We start from the raw sequence: 11,847 nt of genomic DNA on the forward strand, positions 1-11,847 counted from the left end.
CCCAGCCCTCTCCCGGAGGGAGAAGGGGTCGACCGAGGTGTCTTGCATCAGACATCGACCTGAAAGACCGAGTCGATTGTGGATTCATTGGATATGAGCTCAAAAGCCCCTCACCCCAGCCCTCTCCCGGAGGGAGAGGGGGCCGACCGAGGTGTCTTGCGTCAGACATCGACCTGAAAGACCGAGTCGATTGTGGATTCATTGGATATGAGCTCAAAAGCCCCTCACCCCAGCCCTCCCGAAACGTCGGACCGCCCGGAGGGAGAGGGGGCCGACCGAGGTGTCTCGCGTCAGACATCGACCTGAAAGACCGAGTCGATTATGGATTGATTGCTGCGGTATATAGGGTCGTGAAATTTGGTTCGATCATGGATTCCCAACTGAGCTTTCAAGTCGGTGAACCTCTCCAATATCCCCCAATCGGTCCCCTCTCCCCCTGGGAGAGGGCTAGGGTGAGGGCAATTCCAGCGCCGAAAGTCGCCCTTCAATAAACCGCCGCTCCGGCTCTTGTCGGGTCAACTCCAAGGCCCGCAAATACGCCGCCCTCGCCTCTCCCACCCTGCCCAACTGCCGGCAAAACTCCGCCCGCGCCGAATGCGCCAAGTGGTAATCCTGCAACTCGCCCCGCGCCAGAATCCTTTCAATCAGATTCAATCCGGCCAACGCCCCATCGCGCTTGGCCACTGCCACCGCCCGGTTCAACTCGATCACCGGCGAAGGCACCGCGCGCAACAGCACGTCATACAAGCCGACGATCTGCTCCCAATCGGTTTCTGCCGCGGACGGCGCCTCGGCATGCACTGCGGCAATCGCCGCTTGCAGACAATAAGGCCCAAACCGCCGCGTGGTCAGCGCACGCTCAACCAGCGCACAGCCTTCGTCGATCAACGCGCTCTCCCACAATGAACGATCCTGATCATCCAGCAGCACCAACTCACCACTCGACGAGGTACGCGCCGAGCGTCGCGATTCGTGCAACAGCATCATCGCCAACAGCCCCATGACCTCCGGTTCCGGCAGCAACTCCATCAACAACCGCCCCAGCCTGATCGCCTCACGGGTCAAATCCTCACGGGTCAATTCAGCCCCGCCCGACGCCGAATACCCCTCGTTGAACACCAGATAAATCACCCGTAACACGCTGTCGAGGCGCTCGGGCAATTCGCTCAGGCTCGGTACTTGATAAGGAATTTTCGCATCACGGATCTTGGCTTTGGCCCGCACGATGCGCTGGGCAATCGCCGCTGGCGCCGAGAGAAATGCACGGGCGATTTCCTCGGTGGTGAGGTCGCAGACTTCACGCAAGGTCAGCGGCACTTGTGCATCCGCCGCCAGCGCCGGGTGACAACAGGTGAAGATCAGCCGCAGACGATCGTCTTCCACGTCTTCGCCACTCCAGTCGGCCTGTTCCAGTTCTTCCAGTTGCGCCAACAGCAAGGGTTGCGAGGCCTTGAACCGCGCACGCCGGCGCAACACGTCAATCGCCTTGAACCGCCCGGTGGACACCAGCCAGGTGCGCGGGTTGTCCGGCACGCCGTCGCGCTGCCAGCGCTCGACCGCGACGAAGAACGCCTCATGCAAGGCTTCTTCGGCGAGGTCGAAATCACCCAACAGGCGAATCAGCGTCGCCAGAATCCGCCGCGAGTCTTCGCGATAGACCTGCTCGACCCGCGCCCGAACCTCAGACATTCAACTGCCGCACCGGCCGCACTTCCACGCTGCCAACCCGCGCCGCCGGAATGTTGCCGGCAACCTGAATCGCCTCGTTGAGGTCCTTGGCGTCGATCAGATAGAAGCCGGCCAATTGCTCTTTGGTTTCGGCGAACGGGCCGTCGGTAATCGACAGTTTGCCGTTGCGCATCCTGACGGTCGTGGCGGTCTGCACCGACTCCAGCGCCTCGGCGGCAACCATCCGCCCGCTGCCCTGAATCGACTCGGCATAAGCCCAGCACTCGGCGTCTTCCGGGCTGTCGGGCGACGAATGCAGCAGGCGCTCATCGCTGTAGACCAGGCATAAATACTTCATGGCGTTCTCCTGAATCGGACGTTTCAACTATGGCTGAAGATCAGGGAGTCACATCAAACAGGGTCGCGCCGCTCATCGGATCGAACGGCGCCGACCAGTGTTCGTGGGCGATTTTCCAGGCCCCGCCAACCTGCCGATAGCAGGCGGTGACGCGCATCCAGCAGCTCTGGGTTTCGCCTTTCTCATTGGTGCCGCCGCAGTTGGCCACCCAGTGGGCGAAGGCGATGTTGTCGGCGCTTTCGATGGCGATTTCATGGAATTCGAAAATGTGCGGGCCTGGGCACATTTCCATGCACTCGACCCAGTGCGCGCGGTAGGCCGGTTTACCCTTGAATTGCAGGGCCTTGATCGCATCGAACGAGACGATGTCGTCGGCGTACAACCCCATGACTTTCTCCACGTCTTTGGTCATGACGGCTTCGCGGTAGGTGTTGATCAGGGTCTGGATTTCAGATTGTGCGCTCATGCTGTTCTCCGTGTTTTTGTTGTGAAGACACCCTTAGTCGTTCGGCAATCGGGTAGATCGACAGACGAAACAAAAAATTTCCACTGAAGCCAAAATCGCTAGAATCCGAGGCTCATCTTTGTAGGAAAAAGGAAATTCCCGTGTCAGCCCAACTCGTGCCGTACGACAGCCTCAACGCCTTGCAGCGTGAGCAAGTCGAGGCGATTGAAATCCATGCCGAGCAGATCAAATTCTCCGGCGATATCCATGGTGCCTTGCACACCCTGCTGTCGAAACCCGGCCCGGGCGTGAAGGGTTTTGCCCTGTTGGCAGACGACGTGCCAGTAGCGTTTTTGCTGCTCAAACGCCCGCCGGTGTTGCCGGCCTGGGCCGATGAACACAGCGCCACGTTGCATGCGTTGCAGGTTGATCGCCGGGCGCAGGGCAAGGGTTACGGCAAGGCCTGTCTGCAAGCGTTGCCCGAAGTTGCGCGTCAGGCGTGGCCGGAGATCAAGGGGCTGGAATTGTCGGTGGACGCAGACAATGATGCGGCGATCGCGCTGTACGCCAAGCACGGTTACGTCGACAGCGGCGAAGCGTACAAGGGCCGGATCGGTTACGAACGGCGCATGGGCCTGTTTTTCTAAGTCATCGAGGGATGCACGATGATCGATTCAATCGAAGCACTGGAAGCGATTTACGGACTGCCGCATGAACGAGCGGTGCGCAAACAGATTGGTTTTCTCAACGAGGATTATCAAGCGATGGTGCGCCTGTCGCCGCTGGTGATCGTCAGCTCGGTAGGCGCTGATGGCCTTGATAATTCGCCGCGTGGGGACAAGGCCGGGTTTGTGCGGATCATTGATGAACGCACCCTGGCCCTGCCGGATCGCCCGGGCAACAACCGCATCGATACCTTGCGCAATGTGCTGCACGATTCGCGGGTGTCGTTGCTGTTCATCATTCCGGGGATTGGCGAGACGTTGCGGGTCAATGGCACGGCGAGGATCAGCGCGGAGCAGCAGTTGTTGGAGAGTTTTGCGGTGAATGGCAAACCGGCGAAAACGGTGTTGCTGGTGACGGTGGAAGCGGCGTTTTTTCATTGTTCAAAAGCGTTCGTCCGCTCGGATGCGTGGAACCCGGACACGCATCTGCCGCGCTCGGCCCTGCCCTCTGCCGGCGCCTTCCACAAGCGCCTGAATGATGGGCAGTTCGATGCCGACACCTACGACCGTGAAGCGCCGAAACGGGTAAGCGACACCCTCTACTGACCCTCCCGTGAATGATCGTTCCCACGCTCTGCGTGGGAATGCCTCTTGTGACGCTCTGCGTCACGATTTTGGGACGCAGAGCGTCCCCGGCTGCATTCCCACGCGGAGCATGGGAACGATCATTGACAGGAAGAAATGGGTCAGAGGGTCAGGATCATCTCGTGCCACGCCATGCCGCCGTGGTCGGACTCAGACGGTTTGATATAGGCAAAACCAAACCCGGCATACAGCGGAATGTGCTTTTCCTTGCACATCAAATGAATTGTCGCCTTATCCATCCCGCGCATACGTTCAATGAACTCGCCCATCAAGCGCTTGGCCAAGCCCTGCCCCTGATAATCCGGATGCACCACCACCGACATGATCACCACGTTCGGCCCTTGCGGGTCGTGGCCAATCAGTTCCTTGAAGGCCTCGTCCGACATCTGCACATCAAACGCCGCGCCGGAATTGACGAAGCCTGCCACCACGCCATCCACTTCAGCGACGATAAACCCTTCCGGCCAAGTGGCAATGCGCGTGGCGATTTTCTCGCGAGTGGCGGCTTCGACACCTTCGTAGGCAACGGTTTCGATGGCGTAGCAGCGGTCCAGGTCGGCGGCGGTGACGTTGCGGATGACGGTGTTCATGGCGGCTCGAAAATCAGCAGAAGAAAGTGCCGAAAGCATAAAGGAATAAGGCCTGCATATCGATGCGCACGGGCGGCGTAAAGCCTGCGTATAAGTGCTTTTCTTCGTGTTCGCGGCGGGCTATTTCTCAGGTGTGTCTCTGATCACCCTTGGGGGAAACCGTTTATGAGCAGCGTTGAAATCGGCCTGTTGATGGTGTTGGGCATCAGTACGTTCGGCTTTATCACTCTCGGCATCGACCTGTTGCGGGCGCGACGGTTGGGCAAGGGTAAACGCGGTTGAAAACCATGAGGCGGATCATTGATCCGCCTCATGGTTGTCGGCTCAGGCCTTGGTATCGACCGGTACGCAGATTTCCAGTTTGCCGGTGTGCAGCCGCGGATTGAAATCGGCGCTGTAGCGCTCCAGTTCCGGGGCGTTGAGCTCCACGTAATGAGAGCTCGGCAGCCAGGTCTTGTAGATGTATTGCAGGGTTTGCGGCAACTGATCGAGCGGTCCCTTGTGCTCAAACACCGCGTACTGCCGGGGCAGCACTTCTACCCACTGATAAACCTTCTGGTCGAGGTCATCGAGCTTGCTGATTTCCACCCCGGCGATGTAATCGAAGCCACCCTTGCCGTCGAAATTGCTGCAAACACCGTAGGTCACTTCGTTCTTTTGCCCCTGGATCTTTCCCAGGTGCGGCAAGAACTTTTCCCACAGCGCCGGGATGTCTTTGGCTGTGTCTTGAGTAAATCGACCGCGAAAGCCTGCAATCAGCAGGAAGTGTCCATGTTCGAAGCGAGGTTCAGCCACTTCGACGCGTGTTTGCTCATCCATGACTCGACTCCTGGAACAAAAAAGGGGTTCGGCTGGGAGTATAGAAAGCCAAACCCAATTCGCACGCTTACAGCGAATGCAACTGCTCGACGGCGCCCGAACCGACAAACTCGTTATAGCCGGATACGATCACGTAGACCGCGAAATAGCAGAAGATCGCTGCAGATGCCATATAGGAATAGCGCAACAGCTTATCGCCCAGCAGCTTGCCACCGTGGCTCGCGGCGAAGCATAAACCCGCCGACCAAAGCAGCCCGGCGCAGAGGAAACCGCCAAGGAACAGCGCCGAACTCAAAGGGCCGCCGCCACCGGAACGCGCGATCAAGGTGCCGCCGACCGCTGCAAACCAGAGAATCGCGCTTGGCGATGACATAGCGAGAAAAATCCCCCGGAAGAACTCCTTGCGATGGGAGTTCTGCCCTACCTCGGCGGTCGCGGCCAGTTGCGCTTCGTGATGGATCGCCGAGTAGATCATCTTCGCCGCAAAGTAGATCAGCAGCGCCGAACCACCGATCCACAGCACCCAGCGCACGGTTTCGAACTGCAGCAAAACCGTCATCCCGGCCAGCGCCAGCACCGCGTAGATCAGGTCGCCGACGCAGGTGCCGAGGCCCAGCGCAAAGCCCTGAAAGTAACCGCGCTGCATCGCCAGGGTGATCATGGCAATGTTGGCCACGCCGATATCCAGGCACAGCGAGAGGCTCAGCAAGAAGCCGCTGGTGAATTCCATCTACCGATTTCCTTGGGACAAAATTGTTTACAAACGGGCTGGACAGTATGCCATCACTGACCTTATCTTCCGCCACAGGTCACCGCAGTGACCAGCGTCGCTCGGACGGTTCCGGGCGCTTACGTTATCCGAGGCAACAATGGCCGAACAAGGTTCGCCGCGCCGCTTTGCGCGCATAGATCGACTCCCCCCTTACGTTTTCAACATCACCGCCGAGCTGAAAATGGCCGCGCGTCGTCGTGGTGAAGACATCATCGACTTGAGCATGGGCAACCCCGACGGCGCCACGCCGCCGCACATTGTCGAAAAACTCGTACAAGTTGCCCAACGCGAAGACACCCACGGTTACTCGACGTCCAAGGGCATTCCGCGCCTGCGCCGGGCGATTTCCAACTGGTACAAGCAGCGCTACGAGGTCGATATCGACCCGGAAAGCGAAGCCATTGTCACCATCGGCTCCAAGGAAGGCCTGGCGCATTTGATGCTGGCGACCCTGGATCAGGGCGACACCGTGCTGGTGCCGAACCCGAGCTACCCGATTCATATCTACGGTGCGGTGATTGCCGGCGCTCAGGTGCGTTCGGTGCCGCTAGTGCCGGGTGTGGATTTCTTCGATGAGCTGGAACGGGCGATTCGTGGCTCGATCCCGAAGCCGAAAATGATGATCCTCGGCTTCCCGTCGAACCCGACTGCGCAGTGCGTGGAGCTGGATTTCTTCGAACGGGTGATCGCCCTCGCCAAGCAGTACGACGTGCTGGTGATTCACGATCTGGCTTACGCCGACATCGTCTACGACGGCTGGAAAGCCCCGTCGATCATGCAAGTGCCGGGCGCCAAGGACATCGCGGTGGAGTTTTTCACCCTGTCCAAGAGCTACAACATGGCCGGCTGGCGCATCGGTTTCATGGTCGGTAACCCGGAACTGGTCAACGCGCTGGCGCGGATCAAGAGCTACCACGACTACGGCACCTTTACCCCGCTGCAAGTGGCGGCGATTGCTGCGCTGGAAGGCGATCAGCAATGCGTGCGCGACATCGCCGAGCAGTATCGCCAGCGCCGTAACGTGCTGGTCAAAGGTCTGCATGAACTGGGCTGGATGGTCGAGAACCCGAAAGCTTCGATGTATGTCTGGGCGAAGATTCCTGAGCAGTACGCGCATCTGGGTTCGCTGGAGTTCGCCAAGAAACTGCTGGCCGAAGCCAAGGTCTGTGTTTCGCCGGGGGTGGGGTTTGGTGAGTATGGCGACGATCACGTGCGCTTTGCGCTGATCGAAAACCAGGACCGCATTCGTCAGGCCGTGCGCGGCATTCGCGGGATGTTCCGGGCGGATGGCTTAGCCCCGAAATCCATAGCCTGACGCACTGATCGTTCCCACGCTCCGCGTGGGAATGCCTCAATGGACGCTCTGCGTCCGCTTTGGGACGCAGAGCGTCCCGGGCTGCGTTCCCACGCAGAGCGTGGGAACGATCACCCACAAAAAAACCGCATCGCTGCGGTTTTTTTGTGCCTGCGAGAAGCCGCTTAAACGAACAGCGACAACAACAGGATAAAGCCCAACGCAACGATGGACAGGATGGTTTCCATCGCCGTCCAGGTCTTGAACGTCTCGGCCACGGTCATGTTGAAGTACTGCTTCACCAGCCAGAAACCGGCGTCGTTCACGTGGGACAGAATCAACGAACCGGCGCCGGTAGCGAGTACCAACAGCTCACGGTTAACGCCCGGAATCATCCCCACCACCGGCACGACAATGCCCGCGCCGGTAATGGTCGCCACCGTGGCCGAACCGGTCGCGATACGAATCACCGCTGCCACCAGCCACGCCAGCAGGATCGGCGAGATCTGCGCGCTGACCGCCATGTGGCCGATCACGTCGCCCACGCCGCTGGTCACCAGCATCTGCTTGAAGCCACCGCCAGCACCGATGATCAGGATGATCGCGGCGGTTGGCGCCAGGCTCGCGTCGAGCCACTTGAGCATCTGCTGGGAACCGATGCCCTGCTTGTGCCCGAAGGTGTACAGCGACAGCAGCAACGCCAGCAGCAGTGCCGAGATCGGGTGACCGATCATGTCCATCCAGGTGCGGAAGAAGTGGCCGTCCGGCAGCGCCACGTCAGCGAAGGTTTTCAGCAGCATCAGGAACACCGGCAGCAGCACGGTGATCAGGGTAATGCTGAAGCTCGGCAGCGTGGTCGAGTCGTCATTTTCACGGGCCAGTTGATCGACCAGTTCCTGATTCGGGTGACCCGGAATGTGCTTGGCGATAAACGTACCGAAGATCGGACCGGCAATGATCGCGGTCGGCAGCGCAACGATCAGACCATAAAGAATGGTCTTGCCGATGTCAGCGCCGAACACGCCGATGGCCAGCAGCGGGCCCGGGTGCGGTGGCACCAGACCGTGCACCGCGGACAGGCCGGCGAGCAGCGGGATACCGATCTTGATGATCGACACGCCGGTGCGACGCGCAACGATGAACACCAGCGGAATCAGCAGGACAAAACCGATTTCGAAGAACAGCGGAATGCCCACCAGGAACGCGGCGAACATCATTGCCCACTGGACTTTGTCTTTACCGAACGCACGGATCAGGGTCTGGGCGATCTGATCCGCCCCGCCCGACTCGGCCATCATTTTGCCGAGCATGGTGCCCAGCGCGAGGATGATGCCGACGAAACCGAGCACGCCACCGAAGCCGTCCTGGAACGCCTTGATGATGGTGCCGATCGGCATGCCCGACGTCAGACCGAGGAACGCGGCGGCGATGGTCAGGGAAATGAACGGGTGAATCTTGAATTTGGTGATCAGGATAATCAGGCCGATTACCGTGACCACTGCATCGAGCAGCAGGAACGTCTCATGGGACATGCCAAACATTGGGGGTGTCTCCTGGATTGTTGTTGTTATTAAAGCGGGTTAAACAGAAGTCGGGAGGACAGCGCTATCTCTTTCAACACACTCATACCGCCTGCTTCAGACCGTTGGCCTGCCACCAGACATGAGCCTGGGAAGCCAGTTGTTCAACGCTGTGGACCGAAGCATTCAGAGCCAATGTCAACGGCTCGCCTACCGGCGATTCGAGCGTGGCGAACTGGCTTTCGATCAACGTGGCCGGCATGAAGTGGCCCGGACGATGGGACACACGCTCAGCGGCAACTTCAGGGGTCAATTCAAGAAACACGAAGCCCAGGCCGGGCAAGGCGCTGCGCAACACTTCGCGATAGCTGTGTTTAAGGGCCGAGCAGGTCAGCACCGGGCGTTTGCCCGATGCATCGACGCGACGCAGTTCATCGCACAGGCTGTCGAGCCAGCCGGCACGGTCGTCGTCGTTCAGGGGGATCCCCGCGCTCATCTTTTCGATGTTCGCGGCCGGATGGAAAGTATCGCCTTCAATGGCAGTGGCGCCGCTCAATTGGCACAGGGCCTCGCTGACGCACGTCTTGCCGCAACCGGCAACGCCCATGATGACCAGGGCGGTGATGGGATGACTCATATAACACCTCAGCGCGCAGACAGCGCTACCTTTGCTAGCTATGACTCTAGTGCACAGGCAGAAGTTGCCGACGCCTTCTTGTCGTTTTTTTGGGTTGCAGCAGGTTTGTTCCCAACACCAAAAAGCGAAGATCAGGCAGGACCTCGCTTACGCATTTACAGCTGCATCAGGACAGCGCTACCTTAGTGCCTTGATTTTTGTTTGGCAAGCCGTCGATGACCACCCCTAAAAACGATAAAAATACTCGCACCACCGGCCGTCCCACCCTCAATGAAGTTGCCCGCCTGGCCGGTGTCAGCCCGATTACCGCCTCCCGCGCCTTGCGTGGGGTCAGCACGGTCGCCACCGAACTGGTGGAAAAAGTGCAGAAAGCCGCGCTCGAGCTCAACTATGTCGTGAACCCCGCTGCCCGCGCGTTGGCCTCGGCGCAGAGCCATTCGGTGGTGGTTCTGGTGCCTTCGTTATCCAACTTGCTGTTCATCGATACGCTGGAAGCCATTCATCGGGTGCTCACGCCCAAAGGCTTTGAAGTGCTGATCGGCAACTTCCACTACTCGCGCGATGAAGAAGAAAACCTGCTGCGCAACTACATGGCCTATCAGCCACGTGGTTTCTTGCTGACCGGGTTTGACCGCACGGAAAGTTCGCGGCGGATGATCGAGGCGAGCAACATTCCCTGCGTGTACATGATGGAGCTCGACAGCGCCGCCGGAGTGAACTGCGTTGGCTTCTCGCAACTCAGTGCGGGTGAGACGGCGGCTGAGCATTTGCTCTCCCGTGGGCGTAAGCGTCTGGCTTACATTGGCGCGCAGCTCGATCAGCGCACCTTGTTGCGTGGTGAAGGTTTTCGCAAAGCGCTGCAGAAGGCCGGGCGTTATGACCCGGATCTGGAAGTGCTGACGCCTCGCTCTTCATCGGTGGGCTTGGGCGGGGAACTGTTTATGCAATTGCTCGCGGCGCATCCGGATGTTGATGCAATCTTCTTTGGTAATGACGACCTGGCGCAGGGAGCGTTGCTGGAAGCACTGCGCCACGGCATCAGGATTCCCGAGCAGGTGGCGATTCTGGGTTTCAACGACTTGCCGATGTCCGAGCATATGGTGCCGCGCCTGAGCAGCATCAACACCCCGCGTGAAGCGATTGGCCGGCGCGCGGCGGAGCAGATGCTGACGTTGATGGCGGGTAACAGCGTAGCGCGCCCGGTTGAAGACATGGGCTTTGAACTGAAGATCCGCGAAAGTACCTGAAACTGTCGCGATCCCCTGTAGGAGCTGCCGAAGGCTGCGATCTTTTGATTTTGCTCTTAAAAACAAGATCAAAAGATCGCAGCCTTCGGCAGCTCCTACAGTTTTATGTGGTGCTCACAAATGCTGAGTTGAAACACAATCCCTGTGGGAGCGAGCCTGCTCGCGAAAGCGCTATGTCAGATAAGCGTGTGCCGACTGACACGACGCTTTCGCGAGCAGGCTCGCTCCCACATTGGATCTCCACAGTCGCTAGTGGCTGAGCAGGTCAACGAGGGCATGCGCGCCTTTCTGTAGCGGCTGGCTCTTGAGCCACACCGCGTGCACGGGCATCACCAGACCGTTTTCGATGTTGCGAAAATTCAGTCGTTTCAGTCGCCCGGACTCGATCCGCGACTGCACCACCGACAGCGGAAAATTGCCCCAGCCCAATCCCGCCTCGACCATTTCCATCGCTGTCTCAAGGCTGTCCGTGCGCCAGTACGACTCCGCCACCAACGGTCGCGTCTCACTGATCGGCAAGTCGCGACTGGCGACGATGATCTGCCGCACATGCACCAGATCCTCGAGAAACACATCCTGCCCCTGCAACAGCGGGCTGTCCGCCGCCAGCGTAGCGATCATCCGTTCGCTGCCGACGAACTGGAAACGCTCCAGCACATTCATGCTCAATCCGGCGAACGCCAGACACACGCTGACCCGGCCGCTGTGCAGCATCGCCAGCACGTCATCCTGCGGCGCGGTCAGCACTTCGATGTCGAGCAGTGGATGACGCTCGGCGATCACCTTGATCGCCGCCAGCAAACGCCGCCGGTCGATGTCCGCAACCACGCCGATCGACAACTTGCTCTCCAGCCCCAACGACAGTTCCACCGCGTGCACTTGCAGTTGCTTGAGTTGCTCGGCGATCAGCCGTGCGTGCGGCACCAGCGACAGCGCCATCGCCGTGGGTTGCGGTTCGCGATGGCTGCGGTCGAACAGCAGATAACCCAGTTCGGCTTCAAGGTTGCCAATGCTCATGCTGACGGCGGAAGGCACCCGACCCAATGCGCGAGCCGCCGCCGAAAACGAGCCGCGTTCGATCACGGCAAGAAACAGCTCGATGCTGTCGCTGTTGAAATTCACCCTGAACACCTATCAATAGAACTGAAAGTAGCTGACTTTTTCTGTCAGCCCTATTGAAGCTATCT

The 11,847-nt window shown here is 59.3% G+C and carries 13 protein-coding genes; 4 read left to right on the plus strand and 9 right to left on the minus strand.

Translation table 11 applies throughout. The features are described from left to right. Positions 1-447: 447 nt before the first annotated feature. From M5G26_RS25105 to M5G26_RS25115, 3 genes are read right to left on the minus strand one after another with little or no spacing between them, the layout of a single operon-like run. Positions 448-1,689: an RNA polymerase sigma factor gene (locus tag M5G26_RS25105; protein ID WP_273916770.1), complete on the minus strand. Its 1,242-nt coding sequence runs from the start codon at positions 1,687-1,689 to the stop codon at positions 448-450. Beyond that, positions 1,682-2,026, minus strand: a complete 345-nt coding sequence (locus M5G26_RS25110; RefSeq protein ID WP_008081988.1) for a YciI family protein — start codon at positions 2,024-2,026, stop codon at positions 1,682-1,684. Before M5G26_RS25110 ends, M5G26_RS25105 begins: the two co-directional genes overlap by 8 nt. 40 nt (positions 2,027-2,066) lie before the next feature. Continuing rightward, positions 2,067-2,492 carry a YybH family protein gene (locus M5G26_RS25115; protein WP_273916771.1) on the minus strand — a complete coding sequence of 142 codons (426 nt, stop codon included), beginning with the start codon at positions 2,490-2,492 and terminating at the stop codon, positions 2,067-2,069. Between the two features lie 140 nt (positions 2,493-2,632). Between M5G26_RS25115 and M5G26_RS25120 the strand changes: the two genes are divergently transcribed. Then, positions 2,633-3,118 carry a GNAT family N-acetyltransferase gene (locus M5G26_RS25120; RefSeq protein WP_016984185.1) on the plus strand — a complete coding sequence of 162 codons (486 nt, stop codon included), beginning with the start codon at positions 2,633-2,635 and terminating at the stop codon, positions 3,116-3,118. Positions 3,119-3,136: 18 nt separating this feature from the next. Beyond that, positions 3,137-3,742 (plus strand): pyridoxamine 5'-phosphate oxidase family protein, encoded by a 606-nt coding sequence (locus tag M5G26_RS25125; RefSeq protein WP_273916772.1) that lies wholly within the window; start codon positions 3,137-3,139, stop codon positions 3,740-3,742. A gap of 140 nt (positions 3,743-3,882) precedes the next feature. On the opposite strand, the gene M5G26_RS25130 is transcribed toward M5G26_RS25125, so the two are convergent. From M5G26_RS25130 to M5G26_RS25140, 3 genes are all read right to left on the minus strand, one after another. Next, a complete protein-coding gene (locus tag M5G26_RS25130) occupies positions 3,883-4,371 on the minus strand; it encodes a GNAT family N-acetyltransferase (protein ID WP_273916773.1) in 489 nt (162 codons plus the stop codon). 324 nt (positions 4,372-4,695) lie between these two features. After that, positions 4,696-5,190 (minus strand): GyrI-like domain-containing protein, encoded by a 495-nt coding sequence (locus M5G26_RS25135; protein WP_038362587.1) that lies wholly within the window; start codon positions 5,188-5,190, stop codon positions 4,696-4,698. Between the two features lie 67 nt (positions 5,191-5,257). Then, positions 5,258-5,920, minus strand: coding sequence for a LysE family translocator (locus tag M5G26_RS25140; protein WP_102900890.1), 663 nt, complete (start codon positions 5,918-5,920; stop codon positions 5,258-5,260). Between the two features lie 139 nt (positions 5,921-6,059). Here M5G26_RS25140 and alaC point away from each other — a divergent pair, with 139 nt between their 5' ends. Beyond that, the gene (gene alaC / locus M5G26_RS25145; protein ID WP_273916774.1) at positions 6,060-7,277 is read left to right on the plus strand and encodes an alanine transaminase; all 1,218 of its coding nucleotides are present in this window, start codon (positions 6,060-6,062) and stop codon (positions 7,275-7,277) included. Positions 7,278-7,441: 164 nt separating this feature from the next. On the opposite strand, the gene M5G26_RS25150 is transcribed toward alaC, so the two are convergent. Beyond that, positions 7,442-8,797 carry a GntP family permease gene (locus M5G26_RS25150; RefSeq protein WP_038362591.1) on the minus strand — a complete coding sequence of 452 codons (1,356 nt, stop codon included), beginning with the start codon at positions 8,795-8,797 and terminating at the stop codon, positions 7,442-7,444. 82 nt (positions 8,798-8,879) lie between these two features. Continuing rightward, positions 8,880-9,413 carry a gluconokinase gene (locus M5G26_RS25155; protein ID WP_273916775.1) on the minus strand — a complete coding sequence of 178 codons (534 nt, stop codon included), beginning with the start codon at positions 9,411-9,413 and terminating at the stop codon, positions 8,880-8,882. Positions 9,414-9,628: 215 nt separating this feature from the next. On the opposite strand from M5G26_RS25155, the gene M5G26_RS25160 reads away from it, so the two are divergent. Further along, a complete protein-coding gene (locus M5G26_RS25160; RefSeq protein ID WP_273916776.1) occupies positions 9,629-10,660 on the plus strand; it encodes a LacI family DNA-binding transcriptional regulator in 1,032 nt (343 codons plus the stop codon). A 249-nt stretch (positions 10,661-10,909) separates the two neighbouring features. Here M5G26_RS25160 and M5G26_RS25165 read toward each other — a convergent pair whose 3' ends face one another. Next, positions 10,910-11,782 (minus strand): LysR family transcriptional regulator, encoded by an 873-nt coding sequence (locus M5G26_RS25165; protein ID WP_273916777.1) that lies wholly within the window; start codon positions 11,780-11,782, stop codon positions 10,910-10,912. Between the last annotated feature and the right edge of the window lie 65 nt (positions 11,783-11,847).

The organism is Pseudomonas sp. TNT2022 ID642, from assembly GCF_028656995.1.
Taxonomy (GTDB): domain Bacteria; phylum Pseudomonadota; class Gammaproteobacteria; order Pseudomonadales; family Pseudomonadaceae; genus Aquipseudomonas.